This window comes from Nocardia sp. JW2 (assembly GCF_051843015.1).
Classification (GTDB): domain Bacteria; phylum Actinomycetota; class Actinomycetes; order Mycobacteriales; family Mycobacteriaceae; genus Nocardia; species Nocardia coubleae.
In genome coordinates, this window is the sequence record NZ_JBPXLK010000013.1 from 37,705 (window position 1) to 56,210 (window position 18,506).

Annotated in this window: 17 protein-coding genes; 8 read left to right on the forward strand and 9 right to left on the reverse strand. The window is 68.3% G+C overall.

Annotated elements, in window-relative coordinates; all coding sequences use genetic code 11:
• Nucleotides 1-67: 67 nt before the first annotated feature.
• The 3 genes from ACSVDM_RS19190 to ACSVDM_RS19200 are packed head-to-tail and all read left to right on the forward strand — an operon-like array spanning nt 68 to nt 1,540.
• Nucleotides 68-499, forward strand: a complete 432-nt coding sequence (locus tag ACSVDM_RS19190) for a hypothetical protein (RefSeq protein WP_439266756.1) — start codon at nt 68-70, stop codon at nt 497-499.
• Between the two features lie 14 nt (nt 500-513).
• Nucleotides 514-1,155, forward strand: coding sequence for a DUF2461 domain-containing protein (locus ACSVDM_RS19195; RefSeq protein WP_439266758.1), 642 nt, complete (start codon nt 514-516; stop codon nt 1,153-1,155).
• A 55-nt stretch (nt 1,156-1,210) separates the two neighbouring features.
• The gene (locus ACSVDM_RS19200) at nt 1,211-1,540 is read left to right on the forward strand and encodes a hypothetical protein (protein ID WP_174552173.1); all 330 of its coding nucleotides are present in this window, start codon (nt 1,211-1,213) and stop codon (nt 1,538-1,540) included.
• A gap of 69 nt (nt 1,541-1,609) precedes the next feature.
• Here ACSVDM_RS19200 and egtD read toward each other — a convergent pair whose 3' ends face one another.
• From egtD to egtA, 4 genes are all read right to left on the reverse strand, one after another.
• Nucleotides 1,610-2,581: an L-histidine N(alpha)-methyltransferase gene (gene egtD, locus ACSVDM_RS19205; protein ID WP_439266760.1), complete on the reverse strand. Its 972-nt coding sequence runs from the start codon at nt 2,579-2,581 to the stop codon at nt 1,610-1,612.
• Entirely contained in the window at nt 2,578-3,411 is an 834-nt protein-coding gene (egtC, locus tag ACSVDM_RS19210; protein ID WP_067637927.1) for an ergothioneine biosynthesis protein EgtC, read from the reverse strand. The genes egtD and egtC overlap by 4 nt, the downstream gene beginning before the upstream one ends.
• Nucleotides 3,411-4,745, reverse strand: coding sequence for an ergothioneine biosynthesis protein EgtB (egtB, locus tag ACSVDM_RS19215; protein ID WP_439266762.1), 1,335 nt, complete (start codon nt 4,743-4,745; stop codon nt 3,411-3,413). Before egtB ends, egtC begins: the two co-directional genes overlap by 1 nt.
• 82 nt (nt 4,746-4,827) lie before the next feature.
• On the reverse strand, nt 4,828-6,105 hold the full coding sequence (gene egtA, locus ACSVDM_RS19220) for an ergothioneine biosynthesis glutamate--cysteine ligase EgtA (RefSeq protein ID WP_439266764.1): 1,278 nt from the start codon (nt 6,103-6,105) through the stop codon (nt 4,828-4,830).
• Between the two features lie 123 nt (nt 6,106-6,228).
• On the opposite strand from egtA, the gene ACSVDM_RS19225 reads away from it, so the two are divergent.
• Both ACSVDM_RS19225 and ACSVDM_RS19230 read left to right on the forward strand, forming a co-directional pair.
• Nucleotides 6,229-7,410, forward strand: a complete 1,182-nt coding sequence (locus tag ACSVDM_RS19225) for an aminotransferase class V-fold PLP-dependent enzyme (protein ID WP_439266766.1) — start codon at nt 6,229-6,231, stop codon at nt 7,408-7,410.
• Between the two features lie 192 nt (nt 7,411-7,602).
• Nucleotides 7,603-9,246 carry a fatty acyl-AMP ligase gene (locus ACSVDM_RS19230; protein WP_439266768.1) on the forward strand — a complete coding sequence of 548 codons (1,644 nt, stop codon included), beginning with the start codon at nt 7,603-7,605 and terminating at the stop codon, nt 9,244-9,246.
• Nucleotides 9,247-9,296: 50 nt separating this feature from the next.
• Here ACSVDM_RS19230 and pth read toward each other — a convergent pair whose 3' ends face one another.
• Both pth and ACSVDM_RS19240 read right to left on the reverse strand, forming a co-directional pair.
• The gene (gene pth / locus ACSVDM_RS19235; protein ID WP_067485516.1) at nt 9,297-9,875 is read right to left on the reverse strand and encodes an aminoacyl-tRNA hydrolase; all 579 of its coding nucleotides are present in this window, start codon (nt 9,873-9,875) and stop codon (nt 9,297-9,299) included.
• A 20-nt stretch (nt 9,876-9,895) separates the two neighbouring features.
• The gene (locus ACSVDM_RS19240; protein WP_439266770.1) at nt 9,896-10,510 is read right to left on the reverse strand and encodes a 50S ribosomal protein L25/general stress protein Ctc; all 615 of its coding nucleotides are present in this window, start codon (nt 10,508-10,510) and stop codon (nt 9,896-9,898) included.
• Between the two features lie 321 nt (nt 10,511-10,831).
• Here ACSVDM_RS19240 and ACSVDM_RS19245 point away from each other — a divergent pair, with 321 nt between their 5' ends.
• Nucleotides 10,832-12,472, forward strand: coding sequence for a peptide chain release factor 3 (locus tag ACSVDM_RS19245; RefSeq protein ID WP_439266772.1), 1,641 nt, complete (start codon nt 10,832-10,834; stop codon nt 12,470-12,472).
• Between the two features lie 21 nt (nt 12,473-12,493).
• On the opposite strand, the gene ACSVDM_RS19250 is transcribed toward ACSVDM_RS19245, so the two are convergent.
• Both ACSVDM_RS19250 and ACSVDM_RS19255 read right to left on the reverse strand, forming a co-directional pair.
• On the reverse strand, nt 12,494-13,081 hold the full coding sequence (locus ACSVDM_RS19250) for a nuclear transport factor 2 family protein (protein WP_370465680.1): 588 nt from the start codon (nt 13,079-13,081) through the stop codon (nt 12,494-12,496).
• Nucleotides 13,082-13,287: 206 nt separating this feature from the next.
• Nucleotides 13,288-14,160, reverse strand: a complete 873-nt coding sequence (locus ACSVDM_RS19255; RefSeq protein WP_084456787.1) for an Abi-alpha family protein — start codon at nt 14,158-14,160, stop codon at nt 13,288-13,290.
• 350 nt (nt 14,161-14,510) lie between these two features.
• On the opposite strand from ACSVDM_RS19255, the gene ACSVDM_RS19260 reads away from it, so the two are divergent.
• Entirely contained in the window at nt 14,511-15,821 is a 1,311-nt protein-coding gene (locus tag ACSVDM_RS19260) for a hypothetical protein (RefSeq protein ID WP_439266774.1), read from the forward strand.
• Complete coding sequence (locus tag ACSVDM_RS19265) at nt 15,812-16,648, forward strand: Abi-alpha family protein (protein WP_067637936.1); 837 nt, start codon at nt 15,812-15,814, stop codon at nt 16,646-16,648. The genes ACSVDM_RS19260 and ACSVDM_RS19265 overlap by 10 nt, the downstream gene beginning before the upstream one ends.
• Here ACSVDM_RS19265 and ACSVDM_RS19270 read toward each other — a convergent pair.
• A complete protein-coding gene (locus ACSVDM_RS19270) occupies nt 16,645-18,435 on the reverse strand; it encodes an ABC-F family ATP-binding cassette domain-containing protein (protein ID WP_439266776.1) in 1,791 nt (596 codons plus the stop codon). The genes ACSVDM_RS19265 and ACSVDM_RS19270 overlap by 4 nt on opposite strands.
• Nucleotides 18,436-18,506: the final 71 nt, after the last annotated feature.

Below are 18,506 nucleotides of genomic sequence, written 5' to 3' on the forward strand. Positions count from 1 at the left end.
GGTACGGGCCGTCGTTGGGTGATACTGGGAACGGTAGCCCGACGATAGCCCGACCTGGGAGGTCTCGATGAGCACACCGCAGGAATCCGGATCCGGCGAGGGCGGGTATCGGCCTCGGCATGCCAAGCCGGAGCGGCCCGAGGTGTCGTATTCGCTGTCGGACGAGCCGGTCGAGTCATCGCATGGCGCGCACGAGGCCAAATATCGCGGCAGGCCCGAGGTGTCTTACGGTGGGTTGCCCGTCGACGACTCCGATGGTGATGTCGAGGCGCCCGCGGGTAAGACCTGGTCGACAGTGGCGTTCGTGTTCGCCGTCATCGCCCTGCTGTTCTTCCCGATCATCTTCGGTGTGCTCGGGATCGCGGCGGGGCTGTACGGGAGCAGGAAAGGTGAACCGCTCGGCAACTGGTCGGCCGTGGCGGCGCTGTTCGCGTTGCTCGCGGGGCTGGCGATCCGGGTGTTCTTCTTCGACGCCGACATCATCCCGTCACAGAACTGAGAACCGCACGCACGATGAACGCTTTCACCGGTTTCCCCCTGGCCGGCCTGGACTTCTACGAGGATCTCGAGGCCGACAACTCCAAGGCCTTCTGGACCGCGCACAAGCACACCTACGACGAGGCGGTGCGGGCGCCGATGGTCGCGCTCACCACCGAACTCGCGGCGGAATTCGGGGACGCCAGGGTTTTCCGGCCCTACCGTGACGTGCGATTCTCGGCCGACAAGACGCCCTACAAGACTCATCAGGGCGCGGTGGTCCACCTCTCCCCAGGCGTGGGCTGGTACGTGCAGATCAGTGCGGCCGGGCTGGCCGTCGGCGGCGGCTGCTTCCGGCCCGCGCCCAGTGCCCTGGCCGTCCTGCGTGCCACCATCGACGACGACGTGCGCGGCCGCGAACTGGAGGGCATCCTGGCCGCGATCACGGCCGCCGGTTTCGACCTCGGCGGCGAACAGCTCAAGACCCGCCCCAAGGGCTACCCCGCCGACCATCCGCGTATCGGACTGCTCCGCCACAAGTCGCTGATCGTTCGCCGCGACTACGGGGCACCCGACTGGCTCGAGACCCCCGCAGGCGTCACCGAGGTCCGGCGGGCCTGGAACGAGCTACGTCCGCTCATCGAATGGCTGGCCGCCGTCCTCGAAGGCGTCGACTGATCCGCGCGGGCGTGCCTTCCTGGCACGGGTCGGCGCACAGGCCGATACTGGCACCATGAGCCGTGAACCGCTGGACATGGACATGGGCGACGACGATCAGGCCGACGACATCATCGAATACGAACGCAATATCGAAGACCCGCCCGCGGACTACGTGATCCGCAACCGTGAGGCCGACGCCGACGGCTTCCTCGGTATCGGCGAGGAACTGTCCGAGGAGTGGACCGAGAGCGGCGAGCGCCACGAGGAGATGGAAGAAGACGAGCGCCCCGCCGAAGAGGTCGCCGTCCGCGCTTTCGACGAGGACTCCCTCGACAACGCCGACCTCGACGGGGACGAGAACCTGATCAGCGGCGAAGGAGTCGCCGACGAACTCGACCTCTAGAGCCGCCACGCCATGACGACCGGCTCGGTCGACATCCTGCCGACCGCGGCAGTTCTGACGTAGCCGCGGTCAACGACGCTCGGCCAGGACGAGGGTGAAGCGGTTCTCGGGGTCGGTCCAGGTGTGGGTAGGGGTGAAGCCCGCGTCGTCGAGTTCGGCGCCGAGGGATTCGGGACGGAACTTGGCCGAGATCTCGGTGCGCATCTCCTCGCCCGCGGCGAAGTCGACGGTGAGGCCCAGATCGGCGACGGTCGCGGTCATGGCTTCGGTGGCGCGCAGGCGCATTTCGATCCACTCGTTCGTGGGATCCCAGAGCGCCACATGCTCGAACTTGTCCGGCTCGAAATCGGCGGACAGCCGGTTGTTGAGGACGTGCAGGACGTTGCGGTTGAACTCGGCGGTGACACCCGCGGCGTCGTCGTAGGCGGGAACGACGATCTCGGGGTCGACCACGAGGCCCGCGCCGAGCAGCAGCAGTTCCCCGGGTTCGAGAACCTCGTTGATGCCGGCCAGGAATTCGGCGCGCTCGGCGGGCACCAGGTTACCGATGGTTCCGCCGAGGAAGGCGATCATCCGGCGCCCGCCCCTCGGCAGGTTGTGCAGGGTATCGGTGAAATCGCTGACCACACCGTGCACGGACAGGTTCGGGTACTCGGCCGCCAATTCGGTTGCCGCACCGCGTAGGGCTGACGCGGAAACATCCTGTGGCACATAGGTTTTCAGCGAGCCTACGGCCGTGAGCGCGTCGAGGAGTAGCCGGGTCTTGGCGGCCGAGCCCGCGCCGAGTTCCACCAGTACGTCGGCGTGGGCGGCGGCCGCGATCTCGTCGACCACATCGCGCAGCAGCGCCCGCTCGGTGCGGGTGGGGTAGTACTCGGGCAGCTCGGTGATCGCCTCGAACAATTCGCTGCCGCGCGCGTCGTAGAACCACTTGGGCGGCAGCGACTTCGGGTCGGCGGTGAGTCCGGCGCGGGCGTCGGCTCGCAGGGCCTCGGTGAGATCGGCGTCGGTGAGGTGGATGTCCAGCAGCGGCGCGGTCATGAACGGACCCTTTCGGTGGCGGGGAATTCCAGAGCGGTGATGGTGCAGTGGCCGGGCGAGGCGGTCACCAGCTGACGATCCGCGATCGGTCGCCACCGTGGATCGTCGTCGTACGGTTCCGAGGACAGCACGGCGTAGTCGTCGGTGACCAGCACCGACAAGGCGTGCCAGCAGGTGGTGGCCCAGAGTTCGGAACCGTTGCCGAGCAACAGATTCACACGGGCGTTGGGCTGATGACGCAGCACGGTGGTCACCAGTAGTCGCAGCGCGTCGGCCGGCGACGTGACCGGACCGTCGGGGTCGATCGCGGCGAGCAGGGCACGAAGCACGACCCACAGTGCCGCCGCGTCGGTGAGTGCCTCGGCGTGCAGGAACATCGAGGCGGTGGCGGACGGGTCGAGGAGGGGCGCCAAGTCGGTGAGGACGGCGGGCAGGGTGGTTCGCCACTCCTGCACGACACCGTTGTGACTGAAGGCCCAGTGGTCGTCGGTGAAGGGGGCGCAGGCGGAGCGTTCGATCGGCATGCCGACGGTGGCCGAGCGGACGGCCGCGAGCACCGCTCGGGACTCGAGCTGCCCGAGGACCTCGGCGACGGCCGGATCGGTCCAGATGGGGGCGGGGTTGCGGTAGCGGGTCACCGCGTCGCGGGCACCGTCCATGCCGACCTCGGCCCGGCGCCACCAGGCGACGCCGAAACCGTCGGCGTTGACGGTGCCACCGGCACGCATGTCGAGCGGCGCCCAGGACTGGGCGTAGAGCGAATGCGAGCCGCGCAACACCAATTCACCGACCGCGACCGGTGGGCCGACATAGCCGAGGTGTCTGCACATCAGCGTTCGTCCTCGCGCAGGTCGCGGGCCAGCCGGAACCCGGCGAAGATCTGCCTGCGGATGGGGTGGTCCCAGTTGCGGAAGGTGCCGCGGCAGGCCACCTCGTCGGTGCCGAACGAACCGCCGCGCAGGATCCGGTAGTCCCCACCGAAGAAGACCTCCGAGTACTCCCGGTACGGGAACGCACGGAACCCTGGGTAGGCCTCGAAGCCGGAGGAACACCACTCCCAGACGTCACCGATCAGCTGGTGCACCCCGGTTGCCGACGCACCGGCCGGATACGCGCCGACCTCGGCCGGTTCCAGATGACGCTGGCCCAGGTTGGCGGTGCGCTCGCTCGGCTCGTCCTCACCCCACGGATAGCGCCGCGACGCTCCGGTGGCCGGGTCGAACCGGGCCGCCTTCTCCCACTCGGCCTCGGTGGGCAACCGCTTACCCGCCCACCGCGCATAGGCCTCCGCCTCGAACCAGCACACGTGCACCACCGGCTGACGTGGCCGCAACGCGGTGCGCACCCCGAAAACCCTTCGGTACCAGTGATTCCCCTCGCGCTCCCAGAACTGCGGCGCGACCAGCCCCGCCTCCTGCCGGTGCGCCCACCCGCGCTCCGACCACAGCTCACGGCGCTCGTAGCCGCCGTCGTCGATGAACGCCAGGTACTGCTCGTTGGTCACCGGGGCGACATCGATGGCGAAACCCTCGACATACACCGGATGCGCGGGCCGTTCATTGTCCAGCGCCCAGGGATCGGCTGACGTACCCATCACGAACTCGCCTGCGGGAACAACTACTTCACCGCCGATCGGAACCCGTGCGGACGGCGCGGGTGGCGCCGACAGTACCGGTGCGCCCAGACGCAACTGGTGAGTGGCCAGCATGGTTTCGTCGTGTTGCTGTTCGTGCTGAGCGATCATCCCGAACGCGAAACCGCTGTCCACCAGCGGGTTTCCCAGCAGCGGACTGGCTTCGAGAACATCGAAGACCTTCTCGCGCACGGTGCCCACATAGCCACGCGCCTGCTCCGGATTCAGCAGCGGCAGCGCGGGCCGGTTCACCCTGGCGTGCTTGAAGGCGTCGTACAGTTCGTCGATATCGCTGCGCACCGGCTCCCGGCCGCCGACATCGCGCACCAACCAGAGCTCCTCCTGGTTGCCGATATGGGCCAGATCCCAGACCAGTGGCGACATCAGCGGTGAATGCTGCGCCACGAGGTCGGCCTCGTCGACGCTGTCGGTGAGCACGGCGGTGCGGCGGCGGGCACGAGCGAGCACCTCGGCGATCCTGGCTCGCGTGCGTTCGCGGTCGGCATGGTCGGCGGGTGCGGAAAGTGTCACGAGCGGATCTCCGAGTGAGGCTGGGCGACAGGGATCTTCACAGCGGCAGGCAGGGTCGGCCCATCGGGCGCGCGGCGTCGATTCATCGCGAACCCTCCGAGCTCTCCAGCTGGTCCGAGGGGCTGAGTGCCGAGCGACATCGACGCGCCGCGTCGGCCAATTCCTGTGCGGCGGCGGGTGTTCTGGCATGCTGTGCCGCCAGGTCGAGCACGTCCACCGCCACCTGGCGCACCTGCGGGTCGAGCAGCCCGTGGCGCGCCGCTGTGGTCCACTCCCCCGCGACCGGGGCCGCGAGAGCCGTTGCCTCCGCGACCACCTCGGGTCTCGAGAGCAGGGCGTCGAACAGGTGGATCGGGGTGGTCCAGGTATCGCCCGGCTGAGTGTCGAGATAGCGCACCTCGAGGTGCCCCGAGGCCCGGACCGGCGGAAACAGGGTGGTGAGGTGGTAGTCGAGGTCGGCGCGGGTGGGGCGGCGGCCGACCTCGTCGTCGAGCGCGCCCGAGAGCCAGTCGGCGAAGGTCGCACCGGGTGGGGGCGACCAGTCGGCGTCGGGTTCGGTGCAGCGCACGCACAACAGTGGAACGTCGAGCGCCCAGCGCGCGTAGGCGGTGATCGGGTCGGCCCAGTCGGATACCGAGGGCCTGGTGCGGGCCGGATCGAGCCGCAACCAGGTGCGCATCCGCTGGGAAACCCAATCGCCGCACGGTATTCCGTGCAAGGCGGGCGAGCAGGCGAACGCCGCGATCAGCGCGGGCCCGAGCACGTAGAGCGCGGTCCAGCGGGCGCGCACCTCGGCCGGGTCGGCGCCCGCGTCGACGCTGACCTGGGTGGCGGCGGTATTGCACATCATCAGGCCGCCGAAGGGGCCGATGCCTGCGAACGCGCGTTCCATGGCCGCGTATCGGGGCAAGCGAAGGAGCCGCTCAGCCGGGCGGTGCGCATCGGCGGACGCGGCGGTGACGGTGATTTCCCTGGTGGCGAGCAAGTCCCGCAAACGGGCCGCATCTGCCCGCAGATGCCGCGTGAGCTCCGCCGGATCGGCGAAAGGTGCGCTGGAGAGTTCGATCTGACCACCGGGTTCGATGGTCACCGCGCTGCCACCGGGCAGGGGAAGCGCGGGTGAGGCAGGGGCGAGGGAAGTCGGAGCATGTGGCCCGAGGGCCGAGGAGAGCTGGTCGAGCGAGGGTCGGGCGCCGGTGGGTCCGGCGGTGAGCCATTCGAGTTCGGCACCGATCAGCGTCGGGGGCCCGAGCTTGAAACAGACCCCGCCCACATAGGCCTCAGCCGCCGCCCGCGACGACAATTCGCCCTGGTCGCAGGCGGAATCCGGCCAGGAGGAACGTTCCAGGGTGACCGCCATGCCAACCTCCACGTGGTGAGCGCCGCCGGGGCTCGGCGCATGTCGTTCATTCCAGGGTAGCGAGGGCCACCGACAGAAAAAGTGTCGAGAAGCCGAACACCGATCGGCGTTAGGGTCGTCGCCATGCTGGATTTCGCCGCCATTACCGCCGCCACCCCGGGCCTTGCCGACGGCAAGGTCTTCCTCGACAGCGCGGGCTCGTCCCTGCCGCCGCGCATCGTCACCGACACCGTGATCGCCCATCTCCGTCGCGAAGCCGACATCGGTGGCTACCGTGCGGCAAACGAACGACTCGACGACCTCGCCGCCGTGAAGACCTCCATCGCCACACTGATCGGCGCCACCCCCGACACCATCGCGCTCAGCGACAGCGCCACCAGGTCATGGGCCGATTTCGCCTACTCCGTGCCACTGCGCCCCGGCGACCGCGTGCTGATCTCCGGCGCCGACTACGCGAGCAATGCCATCGCCGCGCTGCAGCGCGCCGCCGCCACCGGCGCGGTGGTCGAGCGCATTCCCAGCGACGACACCGGCCGACTCGACACCGCCGCCCTGGCGAACATGCTCGACGAGCGCGTACGCCTGGTCTCGCTGCAGCACGCGCCGACCAACGGCGGCCTGGTGAACCCGGTCGCCGAGGCGACCCGCATCGCGAAACAAGCCGGTGCGATCGTGCTGCTCGATGCCTGCCAATCGATCGGCCAACTGCCGATCGATGTGATCGAACTCGGTGTCGATGCCCTGTCCGCCACCGGGCGCAAGTGGTTGCGTGGCCCGCGCGGCACCGGATTCCTTTACGTGCGTAACGAACTGGCGCACACGATGGAACCCGCCCGCCTCGACCTGCACAGCGCCACCTGGACCGGCCCCACCGACTACCGCCTCGCCGACGGCGCCCAGCGCTTCGAGTTCTGGGAGTGCGATGTGGCCGCCCGCCTCGGCCTCGGCGCCGCCGTGGACTACCTGCTCGAACTCGGCCCCGACGAGGCCTACGCGGCGGTGGCCGCGGGCGCGGAATACCTGCGCGAAGCCATGGCCGACCTGCCCGGCGTCACCGTGCGCGATCTGGGGACCGAGCACAGCGGCATCGTCTCGTTCACCGTCGACGGCCACGACCCCGACCGGCTGCGTGACCGGCTCGCCGAGCACGCCGTCACCGTCACCGTCAGCCGCGCCACCTCGGCGCTGCTCGACATGACCGAGCGCGCGTTGCCCGCCATCCTGCGCGCCTCACCGCACTACTTCGTCAGCCGCTCCGATCTCGACCGTTTCGTCGCGACCTTGGCAACCCTGACGCGGCGCTGACCGGCGGATCGCACGTTCGGCCCGCTGCCTCCGGCAGGCAATTGCCCCGGTGTGGCCAGAGCAGTCGGAGGCAGCGGCTATCGTGTTCACACAGGGGTGCCGGGGGCATTTGGGGTTAACACCGGAATCACGGGGCGGGATCTTGTTGGGAGCACGGCCGTAACCGATCGTTGGCGTAAAGGGAGTCCGACGTTGAGCAGGTTCACCGACGAAATGTTTGCCACAGCGCTGTCCAGCCCGCGTGGGCTGGTCACCGGAGAACCCGAGGCACCGCTTCGGCAGACCTGGGGGGAAATCCATCGCCAGGCGCGGCGGATGGCGGGCGGTCTCGCGGCCGCCGGGATCGGGCACGGCGATGCCGTGGGTGTGCTCGCCGGGCTGCCGGTCGACATCGCCCCTGTGTGCCAAGGGATCTGGATGCGTGGCGCCTCGATCACGATGCTGCACCAGCCGACGCCACGCACCGACCTCGCGGTCTGGGTACGCGACACCGAGACCGTCCTGAACATGATCGAGGCGAAGGCCGTCGTGCTCGGTGAGCCGTTCGCCGCCGCCGAACCGGTGCTGCGGGAGCGCGGGATCACCGTGGTCCGGGTGGCGGAGCTGGCCGAGGGCGCCGACTCCGATCCGGTGCCGACCACCGAGGCCGATATCGCCCTGCAGCAGCTCACCTCCGGGTCGACGGGCTCACCGAAGGCCGTGCGCATCACCCACGGCAACTTCTACGTCAACGCCTACGCGATGTTCAATCGCGTCAAGTTCCAGACCGACGACGACGTGATGATCAGCTGGCTGCCGCTGTTCCACGACATGGGCATGGTCGGATTCCTCAGTGTGCCCATGCAGTTCGGCGCCGAAGTGGTGTGCGTGACGCCGCTCGACTTCCTGGCCAGGCCGCTGCTGTGGGCCGAACTCATCGCCAAGTATCGCGGGACCGTCACGGCCGCACCGAACTTCGCGTATTCGCTGCTGGCGCGCCGGCTGCGGCAGGCCGAACCGGGCAGCATGGACCTGTCGAGCGTGCGCTACATGTGGAACGGCGCCGAACCGGTCGACCCCGACACCATGACGGCCCTGGCCGAGGCCGGAAAACAATTCGGCCTCAACCCGTCCGCCCTCACCCCCGTCTACGGCATGGCCGAAACCACCCTCGCCGTGTCAATTCCCGATCCCGGTCACGGCATGGTGCTCGATATCGTCGACGCGGATCTGCTCGAGGCCGTCGGCAAGGCAGTGCCCGTCGCCGAGGACGGCCATCACGGCACACCGCGCAAACTGCCGACCCTCGGCCACCTGGTCGACGATCTCGAGGGCCGGGTGGTCGACGACGAGCGTCAGCCGCTGCCGGTGCGCTCGGTGGGCGTCATCGAATTGCGTGGCCCCGCCGTCACTTCGGGCTACGTCACCGTCGACGGGTTCCGCCCCGCCCAGGACGCCGACGGCTGGCTCGACACCGGCGACATCGGCTACTTCACCGACGACGGCCTCATCGTGGTGTGCGGCCGCATGAAGGACGTCATCATCATGGGCGGCCGCAACATCTACCCCACCGACATCGAACGCGCCGCCCTGCGCGTGCAGGGAGTTCGTCCCGGCAATGCCGTGGCTGTGCGCCTCGACGCGGGCGAGAAACGCGAAAGCTTCGCCGTGGTAGTCGAATCCAACGACTATCAGGTCCCCGACGAGGTGAAACGCATCGAACGTGAGATCGTCCACGAGGTCTTCGCCGAGGTAGGCGCCCGCCCCCGCACCGTAGCCATTCTGGGCCCCGGCGCCCTCCCGAAGACCTCTTCGGGAAAGCTCCGCCGCACAGCGACGGCAGCACACCTCCGCTGACACCGACGAGCCCTCCCCGAAACCGGGGAGGGCTCGTTGTCGAAAGTTCGCTAGTGCAGCTGGTTCTGGGCGGTTTCCAAACCGGCTTTGAGCAACAGCTCCACCGCATCGGCGGCCTGCTCCACGATCACCGGCACCTCTTTGCGCTCGGGGGCCGAGAACGGTTTGAGCACATAGTCAGCCGGATCCTGACGACCAGGCGGACGGCTGATGCCGATCCGGGTGCGCAGGTAGTCCTTGGTGGTGAGGGCCTGGGAAATGGACCGCAGGCCGTTGTGGCCGCCTTCGCCGCCGCCCTGCTTGAGCCGGATCGTCCCGAACGGCAGATCCAATTCGTCGTGCACCACGATCACCTGATCGACGGGCACCGAGAAGAACTTCGCCAGCGCCGCCACCGGGCGCCCGGACAGATTCATATAGGTGCGCGGTTTGGCAATCAGAACCTGGCGGCCGTCGAGGCGGGCCTGCAGCAGATCGGCGCCGGACTTCTTGTGCACGGCAAAACGGCCGCCGACGCGCTCGGCGAGCACGTCGGCGACCAGAAAGCCCACATTGTGGCGGGTGCGCTCGTATTCGGGGCCGGGGTTACCCAGCCCCACCACGAGTGCGGGCCCGGAGGATTCGGTCATCGGCCGAACCGTGGAGCGTCTTACTCGGTCTCTTCGGGGGTGTCGCCCGCGGCGGCGGCGCCTTCACCCTCGTCGTCGAGCTGAGCGGCCGACGGCGCCTGGATCACGTTGACGACCAGGATCTCCGGCTCGCCCGCCAGGGTGACACCCTTGGGCAGTGCGATGTCGGCGGCCTGGATCTGGGTGCCCGCCTCGACGCCCTCGACGGAGACCTCGATGCTCTCGGGCAGGTTCATCGCGTCGGCCTCGATCGACAGGCTGTTGAGCTCCAGCGTGACCAGGGTGCCCGCAGCCGCATCGCCGGTGACGACGACGTTGACGTCGGCGACGACGCGCTCGCCACGCTTGACGATCAGCAGGTCGGCGTGCTCGATGTAGCGACGGATCGGGTGGACGACGACCGACTTGGTCATCGCCAGCTGCTCCTTGCCGTCGATCTTCAGGCTCAGGATGGCGTTGGTGCCGTGCAGACGCAGGATGGCGGCGAAGGCCTTGGCGTCCAGCGACAGGTGCTGCGGCTCGGACTGGTGGCCGTACAGCACGGCGGGCACGTTGCCGTCGCGACGGGTACGGCGAGCGGCGCCCTTACCGAATTCGGTACGGACGGCGGCTTCGATCTGGTTCACGTCGGACATGACTGATGCGCTCCTACGGCTCTTCCGGGCTGGTCAAGGGCGACCCATCTACCGGGGTCGGGTGGTCTGCTCGTCGGACGAAGAACGAACGAGGACGACCGGGAAGGCCGAGCCGCGTCGATCACGGTGAGCACACGGGGTGCGACTCACCCTCGCCGAGACAACCCGACCACCATACCGCACCGAATCGGCCGACCTGAAACCGCTCCAGCTTCGAACTCCCAGCCCCCACGCCCCGACCCCGAGGAGGGGCCGCGGCCTCGAGCGCGCCGGCGCTCCAATAAACTCGATTGGTTGCCGACCACTGCGAGAGGTTTTGTGTTGAGCGAGTCCGGAGAGAGCGCCGCCCCCACCCCGCGCGGATTGCCCGCCGAGGTGGCCCGTCGCCGCACGTTCGCCGTGATCTCGCACCCCGACGCGGGTAAGTCGACGCTCACCGAGGCGCTGGCCCTGCACGCGAAGATGATTTCCGAGGCGGGCGCCATCCACGGTAAGGCCGGTCGGAAATCGACCGTGTCGGACTGGATGGAAATGGAGAAGGCGCGCGGTATCTCCGTGAGTTCCACCGCGCTGCAGTTCAATTACCGCGCGGCCGGTTCGGATGTCGACAGCGTCATCAATCTCGTCGATACGCCGGGTCACTCCGATTTCTCCGAGGACACCTACCGGGTGCTCACCGCCGTCGACGCCGCGGTGATGCTGATCGACGCCGCCAAGGGCCTCGAGCCGCAGACGCTCAAGCTGTTCCAGGTGTGTCGGCACCGTGGCATCCCGGTGATCACGGTGATCAACAAATGGGACCGTCCGGGTCAGGCGCCGCTGGAACTGCTCGACGAGATCAGCGAGCGCATCGGCCTCACCCCGACTCCCCTGTTCCTCCCGGTCGGTATCGCGGGCGACTTCCGCGGCCTGCTGCGCCGCGGGCCCGAGGGCGAGGCGACCGAGTACATCCACTTCACCCGCACCGCCGGTGGCGCGACGATCGCCCCCGAGGAATCGCTGACGCCCGCCGAGGCGCAGGCGCGCGAGGGCGAGGCGTGGACCACCGCCGCCGAGGAGAGCGAACTGCTCTCGGCCACCGGGCAGGACCACGATCAGGAACTGTTCCTCGCCGGGCAGACCTCGCCGGTCATCTATGCCTCGGCGATGCTGAATTTCGGTGTGCGCCAACTGCTCGAGACCCTCGTCGCGCTGGCGCCGGCACCCGGCCCGCGCGCCGACGTGAACGGCAGAGCCCGCGAGACCGGTGACCCGTTCAGCGCGGTGGTGTTCAAGGTCCAGGCCGGCATGGACACCGCCCACCGCGACCGGTTGGCCTTCATGCGCATCGTCTCGGGTGAGTTCGAACGAGGCATGGTCGTGACGCACGCCCAGACCGGTCGCCCCTTCGCGACGAAGTACGCGCTCACGGTGTTCGGCCGCGAACGCACCACCGTCGACACCGCCTACCCCGGCGACGTGGTGGGCCTGGTGAACGCGACCGCGCTGGCACCGGGGCACACCCTGTTCGTGGACAAGAAGGTCGAATTCCCGCCGATCCCCAGCTTCGCGCCCGAGCACTTCGCGACGCTGCGCGCCCAGAGCGCGGGCAAGTACAAGCAGTTCCGCAAGGCCATCGACCAGCTCGATTCCGAGGGCGTGGTCCAGGTGTTGCGCAACGACGCGCGCGGCGACGCCTCGCCCGTGCTCGCCGCCGTCGGGCCCATGCAGTTCGAGGTGGTCACCGCCCGTATGCAGGCCGAGTTCAATGTCGAGACCCAGCTCGACTTCCTCGCCTACACCCTGGCCAGGCGCACCGATGCCGAGTCGGCGCCGGAGCTGGACCGCCAGCGCGGAGTCGAGGTGTTCACCCGCACCGACGGCGCGATCCTCGCCCTGTTCAGCGACAAGTGGCGGCTGCAGTACATCGAGAAGGAACACCCGGATCTCACCCTCGAGCCGCTGGTGGCCACGGCCGACTAGCTGTCTGGGCCGGGAGGGCGGCTACTCCTCCGGTTCGCGTTCCACCCGGGAAACGTCCTGGGAGATCATGCCCCAGCGGCTCGCGGTGAGCCGCAGGCTCGGCAGGTCGCTGAGCGAGAGGACCACCTCGTAGGTGCGTTCGTAACCGGTGTGCGCGATGCGCCAGTAGCCGTCGTCGCAGCGCACGTAGCGGTCGGTGTAGAACGCGGCGCCGTGCAGGCACATGTTGTGTTCGGGGATGAGCACGGTGTCGGCGAGATACCAGGTGCCCGTGGCGGTGTCGCCGTCGACATCGATCTCGGGGTGGTCGCACCGGTGCTCGGTGATGACGTGCGGGCCGAGGGTGTTGCGCAGGAAGGCGAGGAAGGCCTCGCGCGACTCGAACTGCAGGTATTCGCTGTAGGTCGCCGTGGCCTCGGGCACGAGGGTGTCGGCGAACTCGTCCCAGGACTTGGTGTCCAGCGTGCGCAGGTAGCGGAATTTGAGTCTGCTGATCGCGGTGACGTCGTCGGGGTGCTCGGGCGGACGCGGCTTCGGTTGCTCGGGCGGCGCGGCGGCGGGCTGTTCGTCGTCGGCGATCACACTGTCCGTCCCGTGCCCGGCGACCAACGGCTCCTCCGCCCCGGGTAACAGCGGCCCCGAGCGTTCACGACGCACATCGACCTCCTCGACGCGCGCGTTCACAGACCCGGGCCCTTGCTCCATGCCTCCACGATCCCACCGGATCGCCCACGCGAGGCGGATCTGTACCCGATCGCTACCCCTGTCGAAACCGGAGTGTGACCTGCGCCCGCTCGGGCCCCGGACTGTCTGGGCTAGCCGATGGTGAAGCAGGTGCGGCAGAAGTCCTCGCCGAATTCCGAGAGGCGAAGGCTCTTGCGCACGATCTTCGGCGCGCGTCCGGCCTTCTTGAGCGCCTCCTCGACCACCGGCTGCACCTCGAGCACCATGTAGCGGCTCAGCACCACCGGGTCGTCGGAGGTGAGGGTGAGACCGAGGCGGTTGAGGTTGATGAGGTAGGAACGTGCCCGGTCGGGATAGCGCACGCCTGCCTGTTCGGGCACCGAGGTGAGGTCGCCCTGCACCAGTTCCGAGCCGATGCCGAGCGGGCGGTTGGTCCGCACATCGACGGCGGGCTGAGGTCCGTTGAGGGCCATGAACCGCAGGATGCGGGCCTCGTCGGGGGCGATCTCATCGAGGATGCGGTCGTAGGCGGGGTGCACGTCCTCGGTGAAGTACACGTCGGCCGAGCGGGCCAGCAGCGCATCACCGCGGCGGCGCAGTTCCTCGGTGGTGGTGGAGCGCAGGTACGGGCCGACCGCGAGGGACTGCTGGCCCGAACCGTTGGTGGTCGGCACATAGCTGACGATCTCGCGCACCGAACCCTCGGTGACGCCGAGGGCACTGCGGGCGATCGAGCGCAGCGCGTTGCCGGTGCGCTCGGCGATATCGGCGGACGACTCACCGTCGAGCGCGGCCTGCGCGAGCTCCTTGGTGACCTCATAGGTGGTGCCGACGGCCCACTGGCTGCCGCGCACGGCGGTGCCCGCGGCCAGTCCGGCCGCCCGGAACACCCCGCGGATCAGGCGGGCTTCGTTACTGATCTGTCGCTGCTCGACATCCGAGCTGCGCTCGACGGCGCGGGTACCGGCACGGGCCAGGTCCTGTCCGGTCCTGTCGTCTGTCAACGTCCTACTCCGAAGTCTCGCCGTGGACAACGATCGCCCACCAGATTATTGCCCGACCACGCTCCAGGCACAGTGCGATCTACAGCGCGCCCCTGTCCGCGCCTCGATTGTGGCCTGTCACGAAATGTGGTGATGGTCATTGTTCCGATTCGGTGGGCCGAGTGCGGCATCCGCGACAGGTTCTGTGACTGATGTCTCAGACACTACCCTGTGGCCTGGAGCACGGCGAATGGACCCGGTTCCGTACCTCACAGTAGGGTCACCTCGCTGCGGGGGTGCTAGTTTTTGAACGCCGGTGAAGGCGGTGGTCACCGGGTATCGGCAGGAGGGTGTCGTCAGTGTTGGAAAGTGTGTTCGGTATACATCCGACGCTCCTGCTCGAAATTCTGACCATCCCGTTGTTCACAGGCGTCATCGGTTACATCACCAACTGGACCGGCATTCTCATGCTCTTCCGGCCGCTCGAGTTCCACGGCGTCAAGCTGCCCGGTCTGCGCACGGTGTTTCCCTACCTGCCCAAGCGAATTCAGGTGCTGCCGCTGCTCAGTTACGACGGCCGCATCGGCTGGCAGGGCATCGTTCCCTCGCGTGCCGACAAAATGGCGAGCATCGCGGTCGACAAGGGGCTGTCGAAACTGGGCAGCGTCTCCGACTTCTACCGCGAACTCGAGCCGGACAAACTCGCGGAGCATCTGGCCGAGGTGGCCGACGCGCAGATCCGCGACATCGTCGAGGTGATCCTGCGCCGTGAGCATCCACAGCTCTGGTACAACCTGCCCACCCAGGTCAGGGAGATGATCCACCAGCGGGTGCGCTCGCAACTGCCCGAGATCCTGCGCGAACTCACCATGGAACTCGGCACCAATATCGATCAGCTGCTCGACGTGAAGCAGATGGTGATCCGCTATTTCCAGGCACGCCCGCAATTGCTCAACCAGTTGTTCCAGGTGCTCGGCGCCAAAGAACTCCGATTCATGCAGAATTTCGGTTTCTATTTCGGCGCGCCCTGCGGCCTGCTGCTCGTACTGGCACTGCACACCACTTCGCTCTCGCCCCTGATCGTCCTGCCGCTCGGCGGCATCGTGATCGGCTGGGTGGTGAACTGGGTCGGCCTGAACATGATCTTCGCGCCCGCCGAACCCAAGTGGTGGTGCCCGTGGCGGCAGGGTCTGCTCATCAAGCGTCAGCCCGAAATCACTTCCGGCTACGCGGCTTTGGTGTCGACCGAGGTGCTCACCGTCGCCAACATCGGTGACGAACTGCTCAACGGCCCGCGCTCGGACCGCACGCTGCAGATGCTCGAGGACACGCTGCGCCCGGCCGCCGACCGCGCCCTCGGCCCGGCCAGGCCCGCGGTGAAGTTCATGCTCGGCAGCCGTGAATACGACTCGCTGCAGTCCACCCTCACCGCCGAGGCGATGACGATCGCGCCGATGGCCTTCGCCGACCCCGCGTTCAATGTCCAGCAGGGCCGCCAGGTCAACGAATTCATCGCCCGGCAAATGTCCGCGCTTTCGCCGCACGACTTCGTGGACATGCTGCGTTCGGCGATCAAACAGGACGAATGGTTGCTTTTCGTCCATGGCGGCGCGCTCGGACTCATTGCCGGATACGCTCACATCCTGGTCTTCGGAACAGGAGTAGCGACGACATGGATGTAGACGACGGACCTCCGTCCACCGAACTGGTGCGACGGTCGGTGCCGTCGCCCGATGCCCGCCGCGGCGTGCTCCCGGTATCACCGGTGCGTACCGCCCGCGCGGCGACCGGTGTCGCGCGCGTGGCGATCACCGCCGCGTCGGGGATGACGATGTGGACTCTCGACACCGCCCTCGGTGTCACGGTCACGGTGCTGCGCGGCAGTATCGCGGGCGCACCACCCGCCGAGGTGCTCGCCGACGCGCAGACCGAAGTACGCGACCGGCTGCGCAACGCCCTCGGCCTTCCCCAGAGCGGGGAACAGCACGGTGGTCCGGGCATGCCGACGCTGCGCGAACAGGGCGCCGAACTGCTCCGCCTGTCGGCGAGTACCCATGCGGTGGCACCGGATTCGCATCCGGCCTACCCGGGCATCCTCGCCGAGATCACCCCCGACGAGGCGCGCATCCTGCGGTTTCTGCACGTGGACGGACCGCAGCCGTCGATCGACGTGCGCACCGGACGTCAGCGGGCGTTCGGGGGCGAACGCCTCATCAGCGGTCTCACCATGCTCGGTGAGCATGCGGGCCTTCGCTTTCCGAACCGGGTGCCGCAGTACCTGCCGAACCTGCGCAGGCTCGGGCTCATCGAGTCCACCCGTGAGCCGGTGGGCAACCCGAGCCGCTATCAGCTCATCGAGGCGCAGGAACAGGTGCGAGAGGCGTTGAAGCGCGCCAGTTTCGGCACCAAGGTGAGCTATCGCAGCATCGTGCTCACCGAGTTCGGCGCCGACTTCGTCCAGACCTGTTTACCCGTCGTGATCAACGACGGCCGAGAAACCGCGACCTAGCTCTCGGCCAGCTCGGCCAGTTCCATCCAGCGCTCTTCCGCCGCTTCCTTTTCCGCGACGACCTCTTTGAGCTCGGTGTTGAGCTTGACGAGTTTGTCCGGGTCGGTGGCGGCGTCGGCGAGGGCGGTGTGGAGTTTCTGCTCGCGCTCGTCGAGCTTGGCGATGGAACGTTCCAGGCGCGAGAGTTCCTTGCGCGCGGCACGGCGGTCGGCCGAATCCGTCGACGTGGCGGTCGACTTGGTGTTGATCGGCTTGGCGGCGTCGGTCTGCGCGGCGCGGCGGGTGAGGTACTGGTCGATCCCGCCGGGCAGGTTGGTGAGCTTGCCGTCGCCGAACAGGGCCCAGGTGGAGTCACAGATGCGTTCGACCAGGTAGCGGTCGTGACTGATGACCACGAGGGTGCCCGCCCAGTTGTCGAGCAGGTCTTCGAGCTGCTGCAGGGTGTCGATGTCGAGGTCGTTGGTGGGCTCGTCGAGCAGCAGCACGTTCGGTTCGGCCATCAGGATGCGGGTGAGCTGCAGGCGGCGGCGTTCACCACCGGAGAGGTCGCCGACCGGGGTGCGCTGACGGGCGGGTGTGAACCCGAGCCGTTCGGCGAGCTGTCCGGCCGAGATCTCTTTGTCCCCCAGCATGATTCGCTGCGCGATCTGCTGCACGGCTTCCAGCACACGCATATCGGTGGGCAGGTCGTCGAGTTCCTGACGCAGCCAGCCGATCTGCACGGTCTGACCCTGGATCCGCTTGCCCGCGGCCGGTTCCACGTCGCCGGCCAGGGCGCGCAGCAGCGTCGTCTTGCCCGAACCGTTCACACCGACGAGACCGACTCGTTCGCCGGGTGCGAGCCGCCAGGTGAGGTCGCTGACCAGCTCGCGGCCGTCGGGGGTGGTGAGGGTGGCGTCTTCGAGCTCGATCACCACGCGCCCGAGGCGTTTGCGGGCGAAGGCGGCCAGCGAGACGGAGTCGCGCGGCGGCGGCACATCGGCGATCAGCGCCTCGGCGGCCTCCACGCGGTAGCGCGGCTTGGAGGTACGGGCCTTGGCGCCCCGGCGCAGCCAGGCCAGTTCCTTGCGGGCCAGGTTGGCGCGGCGCGCCTCGGAGGCATCGGCCTGGCGGGCGCGTTCGGCGCGGGCGTAGATCCAGTCGCCGTAACCGCCCTCGTAGGTCTCCACCTTGCCGCCGACGACCTCCCAGGTACGGGTGGCGACGGTGTCGAGGAACCAGCGATCGTGGGTGACGACCACCAGCGCGGTACGACGGGCGATCAGATGCTCGGCCAGCCACTGCACACCCTCGATGTCGAGGTGGTTGGTCGGCTCGTCGAGCACCAGCAGGTCGAGGTCGCGCACGAGCGCGGCGGCCAGCGCGACGCGGCGGCGTTCCCCACCGGACAGGTTGGTCACCGGGGTGTCGAGGCCCAGGTCGGCGATGCCGATGCCCTCGAGCACCGTGCGGATGCGCGCGTCGGCGGCCCACTCGTGTTCGGCGATGTCGACGGTCGACAGGTCGTCGGACAGTCCCGCGAGCACGACCGACCCGATCGTCGCCCCCTCGGGCAGCACACCGCGCTGGGTGACCACGGCCATCCGCAGCCCACCGACCCGGCTCACCCGGCCGCTGTCGGGCGGTTCGAGACCCGTCAGCACCTCGAGCAGCGTGGTCTTACCGCCACCGTTGAGACCGACCACCCCGATTCGTTCCCCGGCGTGGATACCGAGGGAGACGTCGTCCAAGAGCGGCTTGATGCCGAAGCTCTTGGAGACTTGTTCGAGGTTGATCAGGTTCGACATAGGTGTTCTTCGCCCGCCTTCCGCGTGACTATCCGGCTGGGCCGAGCCTACTCACCCACTCAGGGCCGGCC

What these genes read in the sequence shown, in the direction of transcription:
- egtD (WP_439266760.1), bottom strand. Translation starts at nt 2,581, where the DNA reads ATGACCGCGCCGCTGCTGGACATCCACCTCACCGACGCCGATCTCACC.
- ACSVDM_RS19200 (WP_174552173.1), top strand. Translation starts at nt 1,211, where the DNA reads ATGAGCCGTGAACCGCTGGACATGGACATGGGCGACGACGATCAGGCC.
- pth (WP_067485516.1), bottom strand. Translation starts at nt 9,875, where the DNA reads ATGACCGAATCCTCCGGGCCCGCACTCGTGGTGGGGCTGGGTAACCCC.
- egtC (WP_067637927.1), bottom strand. Translation starts at nt 3,411, where the DNA reads ATGTGCAGACACCTCGGCTATGTCGGCCCACCGGTCGCGGTCGGTGAA.
- ACSVDM_RS19225 (WP_439266766.1), top strand. Translation starts at nt 6,229, where the DNA reads ATGCTGGATTTCGCCGCCATTACCGCCGCCACCCCGGGCCTTGCCGAC.
- ACSVDM_RS19240 (WP_439266770.1), bottom strand. Translation starts at nt 10,510, where the DNA reads ATGTCCGACGTGAACCAGATCGAAGCCGCCGTCCGTACCGAATTCGGT.
- ACSVDM_RS19195 (WP_439266758.1), top strand. Translation starts at nt 514, where the DNA reads ATGAACGCTTTCACCGGTTTCCCCCTGGCCGGCCTGGACTTCTACGAG.
- ACSVDM_RS19270 (WP_439266776.1), bottom strand. Translation starts at nt 18,435, where the DNA reads ATGTCGAACCTGATCAACCTCGAACAAGTCTCCAAGAGCTTCGGCATC.
- ACSVDM_RS19265 (WP_067637936.1), top strand. Translation starts at nt 15,812, where the DNA reads ATGGATGTAGACGACGGACCTCCGTCCACCGAACTGGTGCGACGGTCG.
- ACSVDM_RS19190 (WP_439266756.1), top strand. Translation starts at nt 68, where the DNA reads ATGAGCACACCGCAGGAATCCGGATCCGGCGAGGGCGGGTATCGGCCT.
- egtA (WP_439266764.1), bottom strand. Translation starts at nt 6,105, where the DNA reads ATGGCGGTCACCCTGGAACGTTCCTCCTGGCCGGATTCCGCCTGCGAC.